Here is a 22309-nt window from a genome sequence, read left to right on the forward strand (position 1 = left end):
AAAAAACGCCCTTCCTGGTGCAGCCCTGCTTATGCGTACGCCGCTGAGCGGGCGCCTTGAGCTTTTCTTGTTTTTGGTTAGTTTACAGACAGCCATTCGAAGTTTGCCAGTTGTATTTTCGGGTTATCCTTTTAAAAGATGCTGCTCTCTTGGAGAGTTGAGCTAGATACAAACTAGACAAGGGAATCAGTTAACCGCTGAAATGCTCATCCTTTCCTTCTTGCAGTGAACCGCCGAAGGAAGCTTATTCACTGTTCTGTTGCATTGCGGTGTGGGCAAGACCTCGCTATCCGCGGAACGAGCGATGAGGACCGCCGACAGCTCCACGGATAACAAGCGGCTGCCGGAAATCCATTCCCGCTTCAGAAATCCCGCCAACACTTACAAAAATAGCTTTTTATTAATAGTATACATTTTAGGTTGAATTCTGCTATAATCAGGGAGGTGCTAATGCAAAAAGTTCAATTTTTAGTCACATAAAACAAACTTTATGTTATACTATTTAACAAAAGGGTAAGTAAGAGTATAACATAAATTCCGGAAGGAGCATTAGGGATGGATGTAAAAGTAGCAATTAACGGATTTGGGAGAATAGGACGCATGGTTTTCAGAAAGGCCATGGAAGATCATCAATTGAACATTGTCGCGATTAATGCCAGCTACCCGGCTGACACATTAGCGCATTTAATAAAATATGATTCAATTCATGGACGGTTCCGCGGAGAAGTAAACGCAGAAGAGGATGCCCTTGTCGTAAATGGAAAGCGCATTCAACTTGTGAGTGAACGTGACCCGCGCCAGCTCCCATGGAAGGATATGGGAGTGGATATCGTCATTGAAGCTACCGGCAAATTTAAGACGAAGGAAACAGCAGGATACCATCTTGAAGCAGGTGCGAAGAAGGTTATCATTACGGCACCTGCTAAAGAAGAGGATGTTACAATTGTCATGGGCGTTAACGATGGTGAATATGATGCGGAAAAACATGACATCATTTCAAACGCTTCATGTACGACGAATTGTCTTGCGCCGGTAGTCAAAGTGCTGCAAGATCAGTTTGGGATTGAAAACGGTCTCATGACAACCGTTCATTCCTACACGAATGATCAGAAAAACATCGATAATCCGCATAAGGACCTGCGCAGAGCGCGGGCCTGCGCGCAGTCGATCATTCCGACTTCCACCGGGGCTGCCAAAGCGCTGTCAAAAGTCATGCCTGAAATGAAGGGCAGGATGCATGGAATGGCACTAAGAGTTCCGACTCCAAACGTTTCCCTTGTCGACCTTGTTGTAGATCTGGATCGGGATGTGACGATTGAAGAAGTGAACGAGGCCTTTAAAACAGCTTCAAAAGGATCTCTTAAAGGGATTTTGGGCGTTTCTGATGAACCGCTTGTCTCTATAGATTTTACAACTACTGAAGAATCTTCCATTATCGATGGTTTATCGACCATGGTGATCGGAGAACGAAAAGTGAAGGTTCTGGCATGGTATGACAATGAGTGGGGTTATTCCTCACGGGTTGTCGATTTGGCGCAGATGGTGGCTGAAAAAATAGCCGGGCGCACAAAAGTACAGGCTTCCTGATTCACAGGCCAGCATGGTTCTTGCATAAGAGGGGATTGTCCGATCAGGATGATCCCCTTTATTTATACATATGTTTCATAAGGGCAGGTATCGGCAAGGCAATGAATCACTTTTCTCTCTCTTTTTTTCTGTAGCGGTTTTGTCAAATCCCTGTGTCTAAAATACGGTTTTTTTATTGCAAAGAAGAAGAAGACAGAGTATACTATGTTTCGTACTTGAAAAAGCGGGTGACCATAGTGTTACTTAAAGGGTTAGGACCTCTTCGGACTAACTTTCCCCCGTGGTAATGACTACTCACCTGGCTGATTCTTCAAATTATTTCACAGGGGGGAACGAGCTCATGGATACTATGGGTCGTCATGTAATTCGTGAATTATGGGGATGCAACACTGACAAACTGAATGATTTGAAACTGATTGAAGAAGTTTTTGTGGATGCTGCACTAAAAGCAGGTGCCGAAGTCCGAGAAGTGGCGTTTCATAAATTTGCTCCCCACGGAGTGAGCGGTGTTGTCATTATATCTGAATCCCATCTGACTATCCACAGCTTTCCGGAACACGGCTATGCAAGCATAGATGTTTATACGTGCGGTGACCGTATTGATCCTAATGTCGCTGCTGATTTCATTACCGAAGGCCTGGAAGCTAAAACAATTGAAAATCTTGAAGTGCCAAGAGGCATGGGGCCAGTAAAAGTGGCAAGCACAAATGTCAAAGCACTTTAACTGATACGGTATGAGGAAAAGAGGTGTATGAATATGCATCTCTTTTTTCACTTTTATAAGAGTAGAGCATCCGGTCCATGCAGGGCCGGCAGCTCTGTTTTTACTGTTTATTACTATTGCGGAAGGTGGCTTTTGAACAATGAGCATAAAACAGACGGTTGCAAAGTTTGTAAACAAGCATGCTGAAACAAGCGAACACCACCCGGCAGAATCGTTAAGGACCCATTATTATAAAACAAAACAGGAGGACGCTTCTCAAGCTGTCAGGAACATCCTGTCATCGATGAGCGGCTCTGTCATCAGGGGAGAATCAAAGGAGCGAGGTGAATTGAGCGCCGATCTCGATAACGGAAAAGCATTTCTTGTTGCAACGGCAGTGACTGTAAAGCCTTTTCGGACAGCTGTCGATTTTTCTGTTTCCATGAATTCATCAATCGTCCCGTTCGGCCTCGGGTATCCTTCTGCAAAGATCGAATTTTTATATCGTGAGTTGAATAAAGAATTATCATTTATCGGCACAGGGTTGGCGGACAAACTGTAGCAATTGTCAGGAAAATGGGCTTGTACCCTTATCGCAATTTCTTTATCATATAAAGTAAGAAATTGTCGTATGACGTTTGGAGTGAGGAAGATGCGCTGTCCCAATTGCCAGCATAATGGCACACGCGTACTCGATTCAAGGCCGGTGGAAGATGGAAGGTCCATCCGCAGAAGAAGAGAATGCGAACAATGCAATTACCGGTTTACGACATTCGAAAAGGTCGAAGAAATACCGCTCATTGTCGTAAAAAAGGAAGGAACACGGGAAGAGTTCAGCCGGGAGAAAATTCTCCGCGGCCTCATTAAAGCATGTGAAAAACGGCCGGTTCCCCTGCAAAAAATCGAAGACATCACACATGAAGTCGAGCGGGAACTCCGCAACCAGGGTGTTTCTGAAGTGAAGAGTGAAGATATCGGTTCGATGGTGATGGATCGGCTTGCAAGGGTGGATGAAGTTGCTTACGTCCGCTTTGCTTCTGTTTATCGCCAATTTAAAGACGTGAATGTGTTTTTAGAGGAATTGAAAGACTTGATCAATCGGACGGATGAAAAAAACTGATGACAGCAGCACAATTCAGTTAAATTGACGGCAAATCAGCATCTGGCGATTACACCACCCGCTGGCCAGCGGCACATATTTTTAACGAAACGGGGCGAAGGCAGCTTGTGAAGTTCTGCATCCGGCCCGCTTTTCATTTAAATCAAAAACGTTCTAAATGAGCAAAGAAGGAGCATCGAGCATGGGAGAACATCACTGGCAAAACCTGCTACCGGTTGACCGTTACCAGGTGAAAACGAATGGAAGCCTTACGGATGATGAGATGGTGACGGTCACCCGCCTATACCTGCCCTTGATCGGCAGCGAGGCCTTCAGCCTGTACATGGCCATGTTGGCCGATGTCGACTCTTTCCGCTGCTGGGGGGAAGAGGCAGCCCATGTGGCGCTCATGAGCATGACAGGACAGGATCTGAAGCAGCTTTTTGAAGCCAGAAAGACACTGGAAGGCATCGGGCTCCTGAAAACTTATCTCCAAGTTAAAAGTGATGTGCGCCATTACGTATATGAACTGCAGCCGCCGCTCACTCCAAACGACTTTTTTACTGATGGCATGCTGAATGTCTACTTATATAATAAACTTGGAAAAACAACATTCCATAAAGTGAAAAGGGATATGGTTATCGAATCCATTGATGAAGAGGGTCTTGAACAGGTCACTCACAGTTTCAGCGAAGTGTTCACTTCATTGAACCCTTCAGAACTTATGCAAAAGGCCGGTTCTGAAATGGAAGGGGCTTTTGAGCTGGAGGGCCCAAATGAGGAATACAAAAGCAAGGCGGACGGCGAAGTTTCGTTCGGTTCAGCCGACTTTGATTTTGACTTTCTTCTGGCGGGGATTTCCGATCATTTTCTTCCTGAAAAAGCCTTCACAACTACTGTGAAAGATGCGATTATTAAAGTTGCCTATATTTATAATATTCCTGAGATGGACATGCAGCAGGTGGTGTTGAATTCAATCGATTTAAGTACCGACCAGATCAGTGTGGAGCAGCTCCGCAAAGAGGCCAGCTCGTGGTACCAGACGAGGCATGGCGGCGGGCTCCCTGACCTTGTAAAACGGAAACAGCCTGTCCATTACCGCAGCGGGACGGAAACCCCCGCTACGGAAGAAGAAAAAAAGATCCGATACTGGGAAGAAAGTTCACCGTATCAAGTCATCAAGGATATCTCCGGCGGCGAACCTTCGGCAGCAGATTTGAAGTTGGTGGAAGACATTATGTTCAAGCAGAAGCTTCTGCCGGGAGTCATGAATGTCCTGTTGGAATTCGTCATGCTCAAGCATGATATGAAACTGCCGAAAAGCTATATTGAAAAAGTCGCTTCCCACTGGGCACGCAAAAACATCAGGACGGTAAAAGAAGCGATGGCATATGCGAGAGCCGAACACCAAAAAACACTGGCAGACCAGACACAGAAGAAAAACCGTGCTTCAAGGAAAAAGCCAATCCGGACAGAAATGCTGCCCGACTGGCTGAAAAAGCAGGAGCACCAAAAGGATAAACCGGCTGAACCATCCCGGTCCGACTCATTTGATGAAGAGCGGAAAAAACTTGAAGAAAGTCTCCGTGAATTTAAAAAGGAAAAATGACGCCAACTATGGCCAACAATGTAAAGGCAGGTGATCCGGCATGGAGCCGATACAGGACTCTTTCAAAAAATTGCTGCAAAATCCTTCTTTCAAAAAAGAATATGCCGAACTGAAGAGCGCCGTGCTGGCAAACCCGGATGTGAAGCTGTTCCTTGATTACCATCGTATTGCTATGGGCAGTGAAACGGTTGACAGGAGTCTGATGAAGCTTTACGAATATACGACCCAGAACAGGGATTGCAGCGGATGTGAGAGCCTGGATACATGCGGGAACTTGATGCCGGGTTTCGAGCCTGTTCTCATACTTCGGAACAATTATATCGATATTGCGTACGAACCATGCCCGAGAAAACGTCTTGAGGATGAAAAACGGAAACAGTCGAGACTTGTAAAAAGCATGGCTGTTCCCCGGGATGTGCTCGAAGCTTCCATGTCATCACTTGAGCTTGATGACCCTGGACGTTTTGAAGCAATCAAGAAATCGCGAGACTTCGTGAAACAGTATTTAGAGGGAACGGCATGGAAAGGCCTGTATTTCCATGGGCCGTTCGGCGTCGGAAAAACATATTTTCTTGGTGCAATCGCAAATGAGCTTGCCGAAAAAGGCGTTTCATCAATGATCGTTTATACACCTGAGCTCATCCGTGAAATCAAAGGGTCGATGTCAGATGGCACGCTTAATCAAAAGCTTGATGTGATCAAGGAGGCGGCCGTTTTGATGTTTGATGATATCGGTGCCGAATCGATGACAAGCTGGATGCGGGACGAAGTGCTTGGCCCTGTTCTGCAATTTAGGATGATGGAAAAATTGCCGACCTTTTTCACCTCTAATGCCAACTTCGAAGAGCTTGCCCATCATTTCACATATACACAGCGCGGGGAAGTGGAGGAATTGAAAGCAGCCAGGATCATGGAGAGAATCCGTTATCTGGCTGAAGCGGTTGAGGTAGGCGGCAGAAATAGGCGAAGCTAGTCTAACAGTCAATATATCAATTCAAGCCAGGAATCAGCTGGAAAACGGCGGGGCCGATCCCCCTCCGTCAGTTTGATGCCGGCTTTTTTGATTCCAGCTTTCAGCTGGTGTCCCTTTTCTCGTCGCTATTTTACGTTTAATGGACATGTTTCTTCCCTCCGGCCCATATAATGTAACAGTTTAACCGCCAGAAGGAGGGGGAAGCTTGCTCGCCATACAGTTTGAAAATAAAGTGGATGCAGCGCTTTTATATGCGAAACTGCAGCAAAATTGTGTTAACTATCCAGAATATGCAAATGATATAGAATTCCGGTACAGCAAGGTGACCATCCAGGAGCCCTGCCGCAATCGTAACCAGTGGATGAATGCCTTTTTAATCCCTTCTATTGCGGAGTTTATTATCCAGGCGTATGAAGAAAGCTGGATGGCGGAAATTATCGAGCAAACGTTTTTATTCAAGAGCTTTGAAGAACAGGAGCAAATTGTCGCCATTGCCCGTTCCATCATAGCTGGAGAAAAAAAGGATATTCCGATTCGGGGAATTCCAGCCGGGAAAGACCGGACAGTGTTTATCCATGATGCGTTAGATAAAATCTTTGCAGACACACCGTCTTTTTCGTTTGAATCGTTTGTAAGATTCCGTTTGCGCGATTATAGGGAAAGGCTCCGTAAATATGTGGAAGCTGCCATTGATGAATATAAAATGGAGCAGGAATACCAGGATTTTATTGAGAATGCCAGACGCTATGTCGGCTGTAAGCAGGCAGCAGCTGCTGTCGTTCACCTTATCCATGGGCAAAAGGTTCTTTTTTTTGACTCGGAATGGAAACCAATCCGGCAGGCTGATGTCCTGGACCCTGTGGAGGAACAGTTCATAAGGGACCAGCATCTTGATCCGGCTGCATTTGTCATTGCGCCGCTGCTGTCCCTTGTCCCGCGGAAAATTATCCTTTACACGGAGCAGATCGATCACGGAATCGTTCGGACGGTCCAAAATATCTTTGAAGAACGAGTTGTGATCCTTCCGCGGCATGAAAATCCGCTTAATATTTAAAAAGGTCGGCATCGTCACTTGATTTTGCCGGCCATTCTTCATATAATTCTTACATAGAATCATTATTAACGATAAAACTTGTTATGACGAGGACATGAGGAATTGTTACGGTTTACAGAGAGGGGGGCCCTGGCTGGAAGTTCCCTAAACACGGATAATCCCTTACCGCCTCCGAACTTCAGCAGTGAACATGCCAGTAGCTGCTGACGGCCAGTGCCGTTATCACTTTAAGCCGCCTGTATTGTTATGACAGATGCAGGAATCAGGGTGGAACCGCGAGCAGAGCACTCGTCCCTTTTTCAGGGACGGGTGTTTTTTATTTTTATTCGCGGCCCGGGCTTGCTTTGATTTTGTTGATTTGAAACTAAGTGGACGGCGCATGAGCTATGAAGCTTGATGGATAACAGGAACCTCTGCTAAGAAACGCCGTGTCCTGCGGCAACCAGGGCCTGCACGTCTTGCACATGCTCGGAAAGGGAGCTGCTTCTTCTGTTGACTGTCCGGTCTGCAAAAACATTTGATTCAAATCAGCAATTAAAGTCTAATATGGCTAAATAAAAAAAGGAGTGAAGGAAAAATGGCAGAAAACATTAACGTTACGTTTCCTGATGGAGCAGTAAAGGAGTTTCCGCAGGGAACAACAGCAGAAGACATTGCGGCTTCCATCAGCCCGGGGCTGAAGAAAAAAACGCTTGCCGCAAAATATAATGGCCAACTTGTTGACTTGCGGGGCCAGCTTAAGGAAGATGGCGAAATCGAGCTGATCACTCCAGGTTCAGATGAAGCACTCGAAGTTTTGCGCCACAGCAGCGCACACCTCATGGCACAGGCTGTCAAGCGGCTGTATGATGACGTGAAGCTTGGCGTCGGACCGGTAATCGAAGGCGGTTTCTATTATGATATCGATATGGAACATAAATTGACGCCTGAAGATCTCCCGCTAATCGAAAAGGAAATGAAAAAAATTGTGGATGAAAACTTGCAGGTGGAATGTGAAGAGGTTTCACGCCAGAAGGCAAAAGATGTCTACCGTGAAATTGGTGATGAACTGAAACTTGAATTGATTGACGATATTCCTGAGGGGGACAGCATCACAATTTACAGGCAGGGCGAATTTTTTGACCTTTGCCGCGGGCCGCACGTCCCCTCCACTTCGAAAATCAAAGTATTCAAGTTGATGAACATCTCTGGTGCATACTGGCGCGGCGACAGCGACAACAAAATGCTGCAGCGCATCTACGGAACAGCTTTCTTTAAACAGTCCGAGCTTGATGAGCACCTCCGCCTCCTCGAAGAAGCAAAGGAGCGGGACCACCGCAAACTCGGCAAGGAGCTTGAACTGTTTACGGTATCCCAGAAGGTCGGTCAGGGACTTCCGCTCTGGCTGCCGAAAGGGGCGACAATCCGCCGCATCATCGAACGTTACATTGTTGATATCGAGGAGCGTCTCGGCTACAACCATGTTTATACTCCTGTTCTAGGCAGCGTGGACCTTTATAAAACTTCCGGTCACTGGGATCATTACCAGGAAGATATGTTTCCGGCAATGGAGATGGACAACGAACAGCTTGTCCTCCGCCCGATGAATTGCCCCCACCACATGATGGTGTATAAGAACCAGCTGCACAGTTACAGGAACTTGCCGGTGCGCATCGCCGAACTCGGCACAATGCACCGTTATGAAATGTCTGGGGCGCTTGCCGGCCTGCAGCGCGTGCGTGCTATGACACTGAACGATGCCCATATCTTCGCCCGTCCGGACCAGCTGAAAGATGAATTCATCCGCGTGGTGCATTTGGTGCAGGCGGTGTACAGAGACTTCGGCATCAACGATTACTACTTCCGCCTGTCTTACCGTGATCCGGAAGATAAAAAGAAGTATGTGGACAATGACGAAATGTGGGTTAAAGCCCAGGAAATGCTTAAAGAAGCGATGGACGACCTTGGTGTCGAATACGTGGAAGCTGAAGGGGAAGCCGCTTTCTACGGCCCTAAACTCGATGTGCAGGTTAAAACTGCTCTTGGCAAAGATGAAACACTGTCGACTGTACAGCTGGACTTTCACCTGCCGGAACGATTCGATTTGACTTACATCGGAGAAGACGGCAAAGAACATCGGCCGGTCGTCATTCACCGCGGTGTCGTATCGACAATGGAACGTTTTGTCGCCTTCCTCATTGAAGAGTATAAAGGCGCATTCCCGACATGGCTAGCACCTGTGCAGGCCCGCGTGATCCCGGTTTCAGTCGATGCCCATCTCGATTATGCACGCAAAGTCCAGGAAAAATTGCAGTTTGAGGGAATCAGGGTTGAAGTGGATGAGCGCGATGAAAAAATCGGTTATAAAATCAGGGAAGCCCAGGTGCAAAAAATCCCTTATGCACTTGTTGTAGGCGACAAAGAAATTGAAAACGATGCTGTAAATGTAAGAAAATACGGCGAACAGAAATCTGAAACAGTCGGGCTTGAATCCTTCTTGAATGCGATTAAAACAGAAGTCAGCAACAAAAGCAGATAAACGATAGAAGAGGACAGGCGGAATTCCCGCCGTCCTTTTCTTTTTGACCCATATCTTAGAAGCCCATATAATCCATACCGTGTTACTGAAAGGTGTGAAAAAACGGTTCAACGGCATGAAACCAGTGGTGTGGCGTGAAATGAATGGTATTTGGGATGAAAACACATGCGTTCAGCGTGAAAAGCCTGGCGCTTGGCGCGAAAAGTCATGTATACTGCATGAAAGCGCATGGCCGTTGCCCCTTCAGCCGAATCCAGCATCCGGAACATCCGTTCATTCCAATAAAAACAGCAAAATATTTACGAAAACATCCTGTCAGTAAACAAATATACTTATCATTGCAATAAAAAACCCCTTGCTTTTTTCGGGAAAGCCCTGTAACATTGTATTCGTTGTTCAAAAGATGACTCACCACCATAAAAGTTGACATTTGAATTTTGATGATGTTATAGTGGATAAAGATATGAATACGAGTTTGTGAATAAGAAGAAGCACCCGCTTCTCACCTGATTGACGCAAAAGAGCTGTTGACAGGTTTTTCGAATAATAGCCAACCATGATCAGTGAATCGTGGATACTATGTCGAAGTGTGGGTGCATAAGCATCCGCTTTTTTTATGCAATGAAATCCCCCTGTGAAAGCAGCAGTTGCTTCAGTAAGGCACAAACTAACAATTCATGAAAAAACCATGGAGGTGGCTGGTTATTAGTAAGGATAATGTTATCAATGAGTCAATCCGTGCCCGCGAGGTGCGTCTCATCGGGGCAAACGGAGACCAAATCGGCGTCAAGACACGCCAGGAAGCACTTGACATGGCAGCAAACGCCAATTTGGACCTGGTTCTGGTGGCTCCAAATGCCAAACCGCCGGTATGCCGTATCATGGATTACGGGAAGTACCGTTATGAGCAGCAAAAGAAAGAAAAAGAAGCTCGTAAAAACCAGAAGATCATCAATCTTAAGGAAGTCCGTTTAAGTCCCGGTATTGAAGAGCACGATTACAACACGAAGCTGCGCAATGCCCGCAAGTTCCTTGAAAAAGGCGACAAAGTGAAGGCAAGCATTCGTTTCAGAGGCCGTGCGATCACTCACAAAGAATTGGGGCAGCGTGTGCTGGAACGATTAGCAGAAGACTGCAAGGACGTCAGTACAATCGAGTCCAAGCCGAAGATGGAAGGACGCAGCATGTTCTTGATTCTTGCACCAACAAACGAAAAGTAATCGAATCGATTGTAATTTTTCAAGGAGGAATACCACATGCCTAAAATGAAAACTCACAGCGGTTCAGCGAAGCGCTTCAAAAAGACAGGCAAAGGCAAGCTGAAACGCTCACATGCATTTACAAGCCACTTGTTTGCAAACAAGTCGCAAAAGCAAAAGCGGAAACTCCGTAAATCTGCCCTTGTAAGCAAAGGCGATTTCAAGCGTATCCGTCAGATGCTTGACAACCTGAAATAATAACTTCGGAATAGGATAGACTTAGGAGGGAATTTATATGCCACGTGTTAAAGGTGGATATGTGACGCGCCGCCGTCGCAAAAGAACATTAAAATTAGCCAAAGGTTACTATGGTTCCAAACATGCACTCTTCAAAACTGCCAACCAGCAGGTAATGAAGTCATTCATGTATGCTTACCGTGACCGCCGCCAGAAAAAACGGGATTTCCGTAAGCTTTGGATTGCCCGTATCAATGCAGCTGCACGCATGAACGGCATTTCATACAGCCGTTTGATGCATGGCTTGAAGCTGGCAGGCATCGAAGTAAACCGCAAAATGCTTGCTGAACTTGCTGTAAGCGATGAAAAAGGTTTTGCACAATTGGCAGACCAGGCGAAAGCCAGCCTGCAGAAGTAATAAACCTGAATAGAAAGGCCGCTCTCATTATAGAGCGGCTTTTTTACCTTTTATGAAAGAATTTATGCCTAAGCGGCGAATTTTTTGAATATATAAGACGAAACTGCTTCTCCTGTTTCGCCTAAAGGCTCGCCGACCGGCGAGTTTTTTTATAGGTGGCTCCGTTAAGTGCGGCTGGTGATACCCGCTGAATCGTCTATGTAGAGGTGCCGTGGCCAGATTAGAGGAACGATTCATTGGTAATCGTCCATGTAGATGTGCCCTCGCCCGATTAGAGAGGAAAACCCGAATATCTTGTCCTTAAAAAATGTCCCGGCAATGTGTAAAATCAACTCCGTTCTTTTAACATAAGCCTATTAGATAAAAAGTATAAATTTTTCAAGGAAAATCAGCGTCCAGCTCCAACATCATAGAGCTGTGATCCCCTAAGGAAGGGAAAACCGCCTTCCTGCAGGAATCCCCGATCATGCGTATGCGTTCCCGAAAAGGCCTCCGGAGCACGCCGCTAAGCAGGCATCTTGCGCTTTTTTGTTGTTAAGGAAAGTATAATAACGTTGTGGATAAAAAACGAGGAGAGAGTCATCCAGCTCCAGTCGCCGGCGGCTATCGTCAGAAGTGGTGATTCCCCTCCAGAAGGAAAGATTCACTTTCCTGCGGGCTCCCCCGCTTATGCGTACACCGCTAAGCGGGGCGCATTGCGCTTTTCTTGTTTACTGGAGCAGTAGGGGTGTCAGTGAAGTGGTAATCCTATTTTTAAGGTGAATGAATTCCAATTTGGGGTCAGAGTATCTCCATTGAATCGGTGAAGAGGGAAAGGAAAAAAGTTGATCAGTAAACAAGCAAGTCTTTATCGGACACATAAGCCATTTTCAGCAGTTATTTAAATAATGTTTTGCTTTTATTTTCAGGAAAAAAGGGAGGAATAAAAATGAGCCTTACATACCTGCTGGCAGGATGGGCGATTGCAGTAAACATAACAGGCTTTGCCATAATGGGCATGGATAAACGAAGGGCAGTGAAGCAGCGCTGGCGGATACCGGAGAAAACAATCTGGATGCTTTCGCTTTTCGGAGGGGCAGCAGGAGTTGGGGCCGGCATGAGAAAGTTCAGGCATAAAACAAAACATATTGCATTCCAGTTTGGAGTTCCGGTCCTTCTATTTTTTAATATGGCAGCATATATATGGCTATTTGTCCTTATTGTAAGCTGAATTCATCAACGGCCGTACTGGCGCATATCCTCTAAATAAGGAGGGGAGAGAATGGAGCAAACCACAGTGATGCTGGCAGCGATAGTGAAGACAACCGGTTTATTTGCTCCGGCCTTATTTATCATCCTGCATATTCTTCGGCCGTTTCTGTTCATACCGGTGGCGGCTGTCTGTGTGGCTGGCGGTGTGCTGTTCGGACCGCTTGCAGGAGCGGTATATTCGGCGATCGGCATTTCGTTCGTCAGTTTTTCTTTTTATTATTTGGGGAGCATGTTTCCAAAAATGTTTGAGCGGCTTTCCGCGTTGAAGCAGAAGTGGTTCGGCCGGCGGGGGCAGTTCTCGGCAGGTCAAATCACCATTTTGCGGCTGCTGCCGTTCATGCACTTTCATCTGCTATCATTATGTATTATGGAATCCACTAAAAATTTCAAGGACTATATGAAAACATCTATTTTTGCAAATATTCCGCTTGCAGTTGTCTACACGGCTTTCGGCGGCATGATCGAAAAAATGGCGATCGGGCCTGCAGTACTGTTTGCGGCGGTTTTAGCCGCGTTGTTTTATGTTTTTCGGACGAAAAATACGGTTTTCAAGTGGGATGAATTTTTTGAGGCCCGTTCTGTTTCCTGACCAGCCTGCAAAAAACCATGGGAATCGCCGGCGTGCCGGTGGTTCCCATGGTTTTTTGCTGTGTTCATGCTTATATAAGTTTCCATCTACATCATTGCCAGAAATTCTTTTACAGGGCTTTTCCACTCAATTTTGGCATTCGGGTAGCGGATCAGGATTTCCTTTTCGATAAAATAGAAGTCCTCCCTGTCCATTCCGACAAGCCGGTCAGGCTGTTTGACCCGCATGGATACATCAACGACCTCAAACGCCTTTTCGGTTGTACCCAGATATTTCTCCCCTTCGAATAAAACGCCTTTATACGTTAAGAGCAGGTTTTTTCGAACGTTATTTTGATCATCAAGAAGAAAAAACTTTTTTTGCTCATAGGCCAGTTCAAGCTTCCGCATCGGATTCAATACATATTTGAACGCCGAATAAATCAGCAGGATGACGGCTGCCAGGATAAACAGCCGAAATAAAATGATAATCATTGCCTTTCACTCCCTGTATATCCGGCATTCCGTTACATGAAATGCGCCCTTTTGGTAGAATAGGAAAAGAAGCAAATCTGCGTGTAATACGTTATACCCTTTTTACGATTATAGCTGAAAAAGGTTTCAAAGTATAAGCAGATCGCAAAAAAAACATGGAGGTGAATGCATGGGAGACCGGCTGGAACTTAACCGCCTGATCCGGATGCAAAAGGAACTTGACAGCAGGATAGAATCGGAACGGAAACTCGGCAGCCAGGATTTGACTGATCGGAAAATACTGGCGCTGTTCGTGGAGTTGGGGGAACTGGCCAATGAGACAAGGTGCTTCAAGTTCTGGAGCAGCAAACCGCCTGCAGCGGATGATGTCATCTTGGAAGAATATGTTGACTGCCTCCACTTTATTCTGTCGATCGGAATCGGATTGGGATGGGAACGTAAAATGAAGGCGGAATTTGAGCAATCGGATAATGAAATGACTTCTTTATTCAATAACGTTTTTACACTCACAGCTGATTTCAATAAAGACAGGTCGCTTTTGCGCTTTTCAGAGATGTTTACGGCATTTCTCACACTTGGAGGAAAGCTCGGCTTCAGCGGTGCTGTTATCGAACGCGGCTATTTTGACAAAAACAAAGAAAACCATAACAGGCAGGAACAGGGATATTAACATTTCGTAAGTCTAAACTTTGTCTGAGCCAGCTAATAAGTTATAATATGATTTGAATACATAATGAAGGGGGATTTTGCCTTATATGGCTAAATTAGACGAAACACTGCAAATGCTGAAAGAGCTTACGGATGCAAAAGGCATTCCGGGCAATGAACGTGAAGCGCGTGATGTCATGCGCAAATACATTGAGCCGTATGCGGATGAAATGCTGATGGATAATATCGGAAGCCTCATCGCAAAGAAAACAGGAAAAGAAGGCGGCCCGAAAGTAATGGTGGCAGGCCATCTCGATGAGGTCGGATTCATGGTGACCCAGATTGATGATAAAGGTTTCCTCCGTTTCCAGACAGTCGGCGGCTGGTGGTCACAGGTCATGCTGGCCCAGCGTGTAACGATCCAAACAAGGAAAGGCGATATCACAGGTGTTGTCGGTTCCAAGCCGCCGCACATCCTGCCTGCGGAAGCACGGAAAAAGCCGGTTGAAATCAAAGATATGTTCATCGATATCGGAGCATCCAGCAAGGATGAAGCGATGGAGTGGGGAGTAAAACCGGGAGATTCCATTGTGCCTTATTTTGAATTCACCGTCATGAACAATGAAAAAATGCTCCTTGCAAAAGCATGGGATAACCGCATCGGCTGTGCAATCGCCATTGACGTATTGAAGAAGCTCAAGGATGAGGCCCACCCGAATGTCGTCTACGGCGTAGGAAATGTCCAGGAGGAAGTTGGGCTGCGGGGTGCAAAAACCGCAACCAATCTTATTAAGCCTGACATCGGATTCGCTGTTGATGTCGGTATTGCCGGCGACACACCGGGGATTACTGAAAAAGAAGCGCAAAGCAAAATGGGTGAAGGACCGCAAATCATCCTTTATGATGCATCAATGGTCTCCCACAAAGGCTTGCGTGACTTTGTAACGGATACAGCTGATAAAGCAGGGATTCCTTATCAGTTTGATGCCATTGCAGGCGGCGGCACAGATGCCGGTTCCATCCACCTGACGGCAAACGGCGTACCTGCGCTTTCGATTACGATTGCAACACGTTACATCCATTCGCATGCGGCGATGCTGCACCGCGATGATTATGAAAATGCAGTTAAACTGATCGTTGAAGTCATCAAAGGCCTTGACGAAGAGAAAGTCAAAGAAATTACGTTTGGTTAATAGGATAATGGAAAAAAGCCGGATGCGATTATCCGGCTTTTTTCTTGCGTATGCTGGCGCCCTTGCCAGTTGTGCCTGATGCTCAGGACACCGGCGATCAGCTGTTAAGCATTACCCTCCCAGAAAGAAGTAAGGGCTATGCTGATATGGACACCGCATCCGCATTTCCGTTATTTCTTCAGCCCTGACTCCATTACCTCAAGCATTTCCGTATGGTCCTGTTCGTCCGTGTTCTGCCACAGCACTTCAAAAAGGACGCCGAGCCCCGGGAGCATTTTCTCTTCTCCGCTTTGAAGAGCATCCTGGATTGTTGCTTGAAGCTGCTGCTGATCATGTCCAGTGATGTTTGCCATAATGGCCTGTCTTAGATTGAAATTCATGTCCAGCACCTCTTTTAGTTTAGTTTTGAGCGGGCACATGTAGTTTTTGCAATATCGTTTGGATTATGTATAGGAGACAGGCTATAATAGTGATGGTTCAAAGGAAAAGAGGGATTATGTTGAAGCGGATTGAGTCACCAAAAAATCCATTTGCAAAACAACTGAAAAAATTACATACAAAGAAAGAGCGTGAAAAAAGCGGCACGTTTTTAATCGAGGGATGGCACCTTGTAGAAGAGGCGATTGTTTCAAAAACGGGAATTGTTCAGCTGGTTATAAGTGAGGACGAGAGTTTTCCGGCCCATTGGGACGTTTCAGGGATGGAAATCATTTATGCATCACCGGAAGTGATGAAGTCCATCAGTGATATGGAATCGCCGCAGGGAGTTGCCGCCGTATGCACAATCGAAGAAAAACAGCCTGTGCAATTTAAAAAGCTGCTGTTTATTGATGGTGTCCAGGACCCAGGGAATGTCGGCACGCTGATTCGTACGGCTGATGCTGCCGGATTGGACGGAGTCATCCTGGGAAAGGGAAGCGCAGACCTTTATAACAGTAAAGTTCTCCGCTCCACCCAGGGATCTATTTTCCATCTGCCTGTCGTGCGTGCTGATCTGCAGGATTGGATTGCAAAGGTACGTTCAAACGGAATGACGATTTACGGCAGTTCACTGAAGGATGCATCAAATTACAGGGAGATGACCGCTGAACGGCCATATGCCCTTATCGTCGGAAATGAAGGAAGCGGTGTTACCCCGGAACTATTGGCTCAAACGGACCAGAATCTATATATTCCGATTTCAGGAAAGGCGGAATCACTTAACGTGACAGTGGCGGCCGGCATTCTGCTGTTTCATCTGAAATAGGCTCTGTAAACCGAAATTAAACAAAGTTTCAGCTTAGCCTTGAAGTAAAGAAGGTTGCGTGCCGGCGTAATTCCCTCTATAATTAAAAAATAATTGGATAATGACGTTAAAGACGAAGAAGGAGAGCAGTACATTGCCGCTCGCCCTGCCAGGGAGAAGATGCCGCTGACTGGAAGCATCTTCATGTGCGAAGCAATCGAATTCACTCCGGAGTCGGCGCCGGGACTTTTTCCTTTCCGGAAAAATAAAGGCGCATCGGTGAAGAGCCGTTATTTCAATGAAGTGAACCGTTACGCTGCATATATGCGGAGTTGAATGGTTAACAAGGGTGGTACCGCGAAATGAAACCTCGTCCCTTACCAGGGATGGGGTTTTTTTATGTATTGGCGGAATCACTGTTTTATACATAAAGCCAACAAAGGAGGAAAACTGATGGAAGAAAAGCTGATGAGCCTTAAAGAAGAAGCGCTCGGTAAAATTGAGAAGGCAGAGGAATTAAAGGAGCTTCAAGATGTGCGGGTCGCTTATCTTGGAAAAAAGGGACCGATAACAGAAGTTCTGCGCGGTATGAGGAAACTTCCTGCCGAAGAGCGCCCGAAAATGGGGCAGCTTGCCAATGAAGTACGCGCTGCGATCACTGAAACACTCGAAAGCAAGCAGGATCAACTGAAGAAACTTGAGGTCGAAAGAAAGCTCGCATCAGAACAAATCGATGTTACATTGCCGGGACGGCCGGTGAAGCAGGGCAATCATCACCCGCTTACCGCTGTCATAGAGGAAATCGAGGACCTGTTTATCGGTATGGGTTATTCCATCGCTGAAGGTCCTGAAGTAGAAACCGATTATTACAACTTTGAGGCGCTTAACTTGCCGAAGGGACATCCGGCCCGTGACATGCAGGACTCTTTTTACATTTCCGAAGAATTGCTGCTTCGGACACATACCTCGCCGGTACAGGCCCGCACGATGGAAAAGCATGAAGGAAAAGGTCCCGTCAAAATCATTTGTCCGGGTAAGGTTTACCGGAGAGATACAGATGATGCAACACATTCGCATCAGTTCATGCAAATTGAGGGACTTGTCGTAGATGAAAACATCCGGATGAGCGATTTGAAAGGGACCCTTGAAGTGTTTGCGAAACAAATGTTCGGCGAGAATCGCGAAATCCGCCTTCGCCCAAGTTTCTTCCCGTTTACGGAGCCGTCGGTAGAAGTTGATGTTTCCTGCAAAATGTGCGGCGGAGAGGGCTGCAATGTTTGTAAGCAAACAGGCTGGATTGAAATCCTCGGTGCCGGAATGGTGCATCCGAATGTATTGGAAATGGCTGGATTCGATTCCACTAAATATACAGGGTTTGCATTCGGCATGGGGCCTGAGCGGATTGCGATGCTCAAATACGGCATTGAGGACATCCGCCATTTCTATACAGATGATCTCCGTTTCTTAGCACAATTCAAAAGGGCATAACCTGAAATGAAGGAAAACGGCCACAGGAGGGAGCAATTAAAATGCTGGTATCTTATAACTGGTTGAAGGAATATGTGGATATTGCCACTATTACCCCTGAAGAGCTTGCTGATAAAATAACGCTCAGCGGCATTGAAGTGGAAGGGGTCGAAAAACTCGATAAAGGCTTGAAAAATATCATTGTCGGATATGTGCTTCAATGCGAACAGCATCCGAATGCTGATAAATTGAATGTATGCATGGTTGATATCGGTGAGGGTGAACCTGTGCAAATCATCTGCGGTGCGCCGAATGTCGCGAAGGGCCAAAAAGTCGCGGTCGCGAAAGTGGGAGCTGTCCTGCCGGGAAATTTCAAAATCAAAAAGGCGAAGCTCCGCGGGGAAGCATCCAACGGTATGATTTGTTCGCTGCAGGAACTCGGGATTGAAAGCAAACTCGTCGCAAAGGAATTTGCTGACGGCATTTATGTTTTTCCGGAAGATACGAAAGTGGGCACAGACGCCATCAAACAGCTTAACCTTGATGACTCCGTTCTCGAGCTCGGCCTGACGCCGAATCGTGCTGACGCCATGAACATGTTTGGGGTTGCCTATGAGACGGCAGCCATTTTGAAAAAAAATATCAAATTTCCGGAAATTGAACTGAATGCCGGCGGCGGCCATGTTGCCGATGCAGTCTCGGTATCGGTTGAAAACGCTGACGATAACCCGTATTACGGTGCGCGGGTTGTCAGGGATGTGAAAATCGGACCTTCACCGCTCTGGATGCAAAACCGTCTGGTCGCATCCGGCATCCGTCCGAGTAATAACATCGTCGATATCACAAACTATATTATGCTTGAATATGGACAGCCGCTGCATGCGTTCGACCTTGACCGTCTCGGTTCAAAGGAAATCGTTGTCCGCCGGGCGAAGGATGGGGAAAAAATCACAACCCTTGATGATATGGAACGGACGCTGACATCCGCCCATCTAGTCATCACAAATGGAAAAAATCCGGTAGCACTGGCTGGTGTCATGGGCGGAGCCGATTCAGAGGTGCAGAATGATACGGTGAACGTCCTGATTGAATCGGCCGTGTTTGATGGACAGAGGATCAGAACGGCATCAAAAGATCATGGGCTGCGCAGTGAAGCGAGTTCCCGTTATGAAAAAGGCCTTGATCCTTATCGGGCGAAGGAAGCTGCCGACCGGGCAGCTGCTTTGATGTCTGAATATGCAGGAGGCACGGTGCTTGAGGGGATTGCCGAGGCCGACAACCTGACGAAAGAACCGGCTGTATTGACGATTGCTTCCGAAAAGATCAACCGGGTGCTCGGAACTGAGATCAGTGTTTCTGAAACAGCGGATATCTTCAAAGCGCTCCGTTTCGAATATAAAGAAGAAAACGGCGATTTTACGGTCACTGTTCCGACCCGGCGCCCGGATATTACAATCGAAGAAGACTTGATTGAAGAAGTCGGGCGCTTATATGGATATGAAAAAATACCAACTACGCTGCCTGTGCTGGAAGCTAAACCAGGCCGGCTGACTGAATACCAGGAGAAGCGCCGCGCGGTTCGCCGCTATCTTGAAGGTGCAGGATTGATGCAGTCGGTCACTTACTCACTGACAAGCGAGGAAAAAGTACAATCCTACACCGTTCATGAGGGCTTTACGCCGGTGAAATTGGCCATGCCGATGAGTGAAGAACGCAGCATGCTCAGACTCAGCATTGTGCCTCATTTGCTGGATGTTATCCAATACAACATTGCCAGGCAAATTGAGAATGCGGCTTTTTATGAAACGGCATCCGTGTTTCTTTCAAAAGACGGAAGTGCATCTGCTCTCCCTGATGAAGTGGAGCATCTTGCCGGAGCCGTCACCGGTTTGTGGGAAAGCCACCAATGGCAGGGGGTCAAGACACCGGTTGACTTTTTCACAGTAAAAGGAATTCTTGAAGGGATGTTCAGCCTTCTTGATGTTATGGAGGACATTTCCTATCAGCCTTCACAACTGCCAGGACTGCATCCGGGCCGGACGGCAGAAATTATGTTCAAAAACGAAAAAGTCGGCTACATTGGGCAAGTCCACCCTGAAACACAAGCCGAAATGGATTTGAATGAAACGTATGTATTTGAGCTGAATCTCGAGCGGCTTTTGAGCCTTGAAGCACAAGAGCTCCAGTATACGCCTATTCCGCGTTACCCTTCCATCACAAGGGATATCGCCATTGTCGCGGATGAAACCCTTTCTGCCGCAAGGGCCGAGGAAGTCATCAAAGAGGCAGGCGGAAAGCTCCTCAAAGAAACATCTCTATTTGATGTATATCAGGGCGAGCATATGGAAGAAGGCAAAAAATCACTGGCGTTCTCTCTCAAATACTATGATCCGGAACGGACACTGACGGATGAAGAGGTGACGGAAACCCATAACGGCGTTTTGCGGGCCCTCGAAGAGAAATTGAATACATCACTCCGCAGCTAATGCGGACATCAAAAAAAAGCAGCTTACCCGTTAGCCAGACGGTCAAGCTGCTTTTTTTATTGTTAAGGAAGTTATAAAATGTAAGCGCTGTGGATAAAAAGCCAGAAGGGAATCGTCCAGCTCCAGGCGCCAGCGGCTATCGTCATAAGCGGTGATCCCCTCCGGGAGGAAAGGGCACCTCCCTGCGGGAACCCCTGCTTATGCTTGCACCGCTATGCGGGCGCCTTGCGCATTTGTTCTTACCTTTTCATAAGATTCAAGGCTTTCTCGGTATTGGCAAAATGAACTTTGGCGAATTTACGCATGGCTTCTGCCCCGTGTTTCCTCATCAGTACAGCAGCGGCTTCATCAACCCGGGCTCCAGCACCTTTAGGAAGGACCATTCCGGCAGCTTCAGACAGCTTTTCAAATTCTTTGATGAAAGCATAACGGGCAATGATGGAAGCGGCAGCGACACTTAAGTGGACCCCTTCAGCTTTTGTGGAAAAATAAACGTTTTTTTTGATTTTTTGTTCTTTTCCTCTGATGTGTTTAAAGTAAACTGCCGGCTGGGCAAACTGGTCGATCAGCACCCCGTCAGGCTTTTCCGGCTTGATTTTTTTGACAAGGTGATTGATCGCCTGATTGTGGAGCAAGGCTTTCATTTTTCCCTGGGTCATGCCGTTTTCCTGAAGCTCGTTGTATTTTTCATTGCGGAGAATGAGCAGGCTGTGGGGCACGATTGACTTTATCGCCTTTGCAATATCTGTGATTTGCGTGTCATTCAAGTTTTTTGAATCCTTTACGCCAAGGCTTTTCAATTTACCAGTCATATCGGCCGGTACGTAGGCTGCCACGACAGTCATCGGCCCAAAATAATCACCGGTGCCCACTTCATCGGAGCCGATAATCGACAATGATTCAATATTTTCCGGCGGCCTGTATAGCGCTTCGGACTTAGGGGCTGAGGGTCTCTTTGAAGTTCCGGTTGTCCCTTTTGCTTCCCAGGCGGCGATTTCAACTCCGGATTCCTTCCCCTGGAACAGCACTTTTCCTGACTTATAAGCAGTAATTGTGCATCCCGGAAGTTTTGCTGTGAAGACGCCTCCCTGCGGCACTTTCTCCTGGAGATACTCTTTATAATGGTTTTTCATTTCTTTTAACACAGCATCTGATATTTTTAACACACCGTTCGACACACTGCCAACTCCTTTCGTCTTTCCCATCGTATCATGCCGGAGCTGAAAAAGTTATAGGTTTTGCTGCAGGAAGGCAGTCAACCAGGAGACAGACGGTGGGAAGAGGATATGGATGTACGCTGGCAGCGGCAAGGGGAAGGATGCGTTCTGGCAAAGGAATAACCGCAGAAATCCCGCGGATTTAGCCGCAAATCAGCTGAAGTTGAAAAAATCAGAAAAGGTACATCTATATAATTACGCCTATTTCACGCCGAACACTGCGATTATCACGCAGACCTCCCGCTTTTTCCCGCCTTGCAGCTGCTTTCACGCGGTACGGGAGTTTTTCGCGCCGGAAGCTGCTTGTTTCACGCCAGACGTGCAATTTTCACTCGGAATCCCAGGCTTTTCCCGCCATGCGGC

The 22309-nt window shown here is 46.8% G+C and carries 22 protein-coding genes and 3 other annotated features; of the genes, 19 read left to right on the forward strand and 3 right to left on the reverse strand.

Annotated features, from left to right (window positions below; translation table 11 throughout):
* Positions 1 to 555: 555 nt before the first annotated feature.
* From A4U59_RS20075 to A4U59_RS20140, 13 genes are all read left to right on the forward strand, one after another.
* Positions 556 to 1587 (forward strand): glyceraldehyde-3-phosphate dehydrogenase, encoded by a 1032-nt coding sequence (locus tag A4U59_RS20075; RefSeq protein ID WP_070121817.1) that lies wholly within the window; start codon positions 556 to 558, stop codon positions 1585 to 1587.
* A 340-nt stretch (positions 1588 to 1927) separates the two neighbouring features.
* A complete protein-coding gene (gene speD / locus A4U59_RS20080; protein WP_070121818.1) occupies positions 1928 to 2311 on the forward strand; it encodes an adenosylmethionine decarboxylase in 384 nt (127 codons plus the stop codon).
* Between the two features lie 139 nt (positions 2312 to 2450).
* Entirely contained in the window at positions 2451 to 2852 is a 402-nt protein-coding gene (locus tag A4U59_RS20085) for a hypothetical protein (protein WP_070121819.1), read from the forward strand.
* A 90-nt stretch (positions 2853 to 2942) separates the two neighbouring features.
* Positions 2943 to 3410 (forward strand): transcriptional regulator NrdR, encoded by a 468-nt coding sequence (gene nrdR, locus A4U59_RS20090; RefSeq protein WP_070121820.1) that lies wholly within the window; start codon positions 2943 to 2945, stop codon positions 3408 to 3410.
* Between the two features lie 157 nt (positions 3411 to 3567).
* Complete coding sequence (locus A4U59_RS20095) at positions 3568 to 4998, forward strand: replication initiation and membrane attachment family protein (RefSeq protein ID WP_083270964.1); 1431 nt, start codon at positions 3568 to 3570, stop codon at positions 4996 to 4998.
* 40 nt (positions 4999 to 5038) lie between these two features.
* Positions 5039 to 5971, forward strand: coding sequence for a primosomal protein DnaI (gene dnaI / locus A4U59_RS20100; protein ID WP_070121822.1), 933 nt, complete (start codon positions 5039 to 5041; stop codon positions 5969 to 5971).
* 205 nt (positions 5972 to 6176) lie between these two features.
* Entirely contained in the window at positions 6177 to 7025 is an 849-nt protein-coding gene (gene ytxC / locus A4U59_RS20105) for a sporulation protein YtxC (RefSeq protein WP_070121823.1), read from the forward strand.
* Between the two features lie 74 nt (positions 7026 to 7099).
* Positions 7100 to 7324 (forward strand) — a binding site (T-box leader).
* A 278-nt stretch (positions 7325 to 7602) separates the two neighbouring features.
* Positions 7603 to 9543: a threonine--tRNA ligase gene (gene thrS, locus A4U59_RS20110; protein WP_070121824.1), complete on the forward strand. Its 1941-nt coding sequence runs from the start codon at positions 7603 to 7605 to the stop codon at positions 9541 to 9543.
* 477 nt (positions 9544 to 10020) lie between these two features.
* Positions 10021 to 10166: a sequence feature (ribosomal protein L20 leader region), on the forward strand.
* A 54-nt stretch (positions 10167 to 10220) separates the two neighbouring features.
* On the forward strand, positions 10221 to 10763 hold the full coding sequence (gene infC / locus A4U59_RS20120) for a translation initiation factor IF-3 (protein ID WP_070121826.1): 543 nt from the start codon (positions 10221 to 10223) through the stop codon (positions 10761 to 10763).
* Positions 10764 to 10799: 36 nt separating this feature from the next.
* Positions 10800 to 11000, forward strand: coding sequence for a 50S ribosomal protein L35 (rpmI, locus tag A4U59_RS20125; protein ID WP_070121827.1), 201 nt, complete (start codon positions 10800 to 10802; stop codon positions 10998 to 11000).
* Between the two features lie 37 nt (positions 11001 to 11037).
* Positions 11038 to 11397 carry a 50S ribosomal protein L20 gene (gene rplT / locus A4U59_RS20130; protein ID WP_070121828.1) on the forward strand — a complete coding sequence of 120 codons (360 nt, stop codon included), beginning with the start codon at positions 11038 to 11040 and terminating at the stop codon, positions 11395 to 11397.
* A 928-nt stretch (positions 11398 to 12325) separates the two neighbouring features.
* Entirely contained in the window at positions 12326 to 12607 is a 282-nt protein-coding gene (locus tag A4U59_RS20135) for a DUF1294 domain-containing protein (RefSeq protein ID WP_070121829.1), read from the forward strand.
* Between the two features lie 51 nt (positions 12608 to 12658).
* The gene (locus A4U59_RS20140) at positions 12659 to 13237 is read left to right on the forward strand and encodes a TVP38/TMEM64 family protein (protein ID WP_070121830.1); all 579 of its coding nucleotides are present in this window, start codon (positions 12659 to 12661) and stop codon (positions 13235 to 13237) included.
* 86 nt (positions 13238 to 13323) lie between these two features.
* On the opposite strand, the gene A4U59_RS20145 is transcribed toward A4U59_RS20140, so the two are convergent.
* Entirely contained in the window at positions 13324 to 13710 is a 387-nt protein-coding gene (locus tag A4U59_RS20145) for a sigma-w pathway protein ysdB (RefSeq protein WP_070121831.1), read from the reverse strand.
* Positions 13711 to 13879: 169 nt separating this feature from the next.
* Between A4U59_RS20145 and A4U59_RS20150 the strand changes: the two genes are divergently transcribed.
* Positions 13880 to 14380, forward strand: a complete 501-nt coding sequence (locus A4U59_RS20150; protein WP_245680605.1) for a dUTP diphosphatase — start codon at positions 13880 to 13882, stop codon at positions 14378 to 14380.
* 85 nt (positions 14381 to 14465) lie between these two features.
* Positions 14466 to 15551, forward strand: coding sequence for a M42 family metallopeptidase (locus A4U59_RS20155; protein WP_070121832.1), 1086 nt, complete (start codon positions 14466 to 14468; stop codon positions 15549 to 15551).
* Positions 15552 to 15721: 170 nt separating this feature from the next.
* Here A4U59_RS20155 and sspI read toward each other — a convergent pair whose 3' ends face one another.
* Entirely contained in the window at positions 15722 to 15931 is a 210-nt protein-coding gene (sspI, locus tag A4U59_RS20160) for a small acid-soluble spore protein SspI (RefSeq protein WP_070121833.1), read from the reverse strand.
* Positions 15932 to 16050: 119 nt separating this feature from the next.
* Between sspI and A4U59_RS20165 the strand changes: the two genes are divergently transcribed.
* The 3 genes from A4U59_RS20165 to pheT all read left to right on the forward strand — a co-directional run bounded on the left by A4U59_RS20165 (position 16051) and on the right by pheT (position 20729).
* Positions 16051 to 16797, forward strand: coding sequence for a TrmH family RNA methyltransferase (locus tag A4U59_RS20165; protein ID WP_070121834.1), 747 nt, complete (start codon positions 16051 to 16053; stop codon positions 16795 to 16797).
* A 106-nt stretch (positions 16798 to 16903) separates the two neighbouring features.
* Positions 16904 to 17157 (forward strand) — a binding site (T-box leader).
* A 72-nt stretch (positions 17158 to 17229) separates the two neighbouring features.
* Complete coding sequence (gene pheS, locus A4U59_RS20170; RefSeq protein WP_070121835.1) at positions 17230 to 18264, forward strand: phenylalanine--tRNA ligase subunit alpha; 1035 nt, start codon at positions 17230 to 17232, stop codon at positions 18262 to 18264.
* Positions 18265 to 18305: 41 nt separating this feature from the next.
* The gene (gene pheT, locus A4U59_RS20175; RefSeq protein WP_070121836.1) at positions 18306 to 20729 is read left to right on the forward strand and encodes a phenylalanine--tRNA ligase subunit beta; all 2424 of its coding nucleotides are present in this window, start codon (positions 18306 to 18308) and stop codon (positions 20727 to 20729) included.
* Between the two features lie 239 nt (positions 20730 to 20968).
* On the opposite strand, the gene rnhC is transcribed toward pheT, so the two are convergent.
* Complete coding sequence (gene rnhC / locus A4U59_RS20180; protein ID WP_070121837.1) at positions 20969 to 21907, reverse strand: ribonuclease HIII; 939 nt, start codon at positions 21905 to 21907, stop codon at positions 20969 to 20971.
* A gap of 112 nt (positions 21908 to 22019) precedes the next feature.
* Here rnhC and A4U59_RS22095 point away from each other — a divergent pair.
* On the forward strand, positions 22020 to 22309 hold a 290-nt coding region (locus A4U59_RS22095; protein ID WP_211274973.1), incomplete at its 3' end, for a hypothetical protein.

The sequence above is a fragment of the Bacillus marinisedimentorum genome (genome assembly GCF_001644195.2).
In the GTDB taxonomy this organism is placed as follows: Bacteria; Bacillota; Bacilli; order Bacillales; family Bacillaceae_O; genus Bacillus_BL; species Bacillus_BL marinisedimentorum.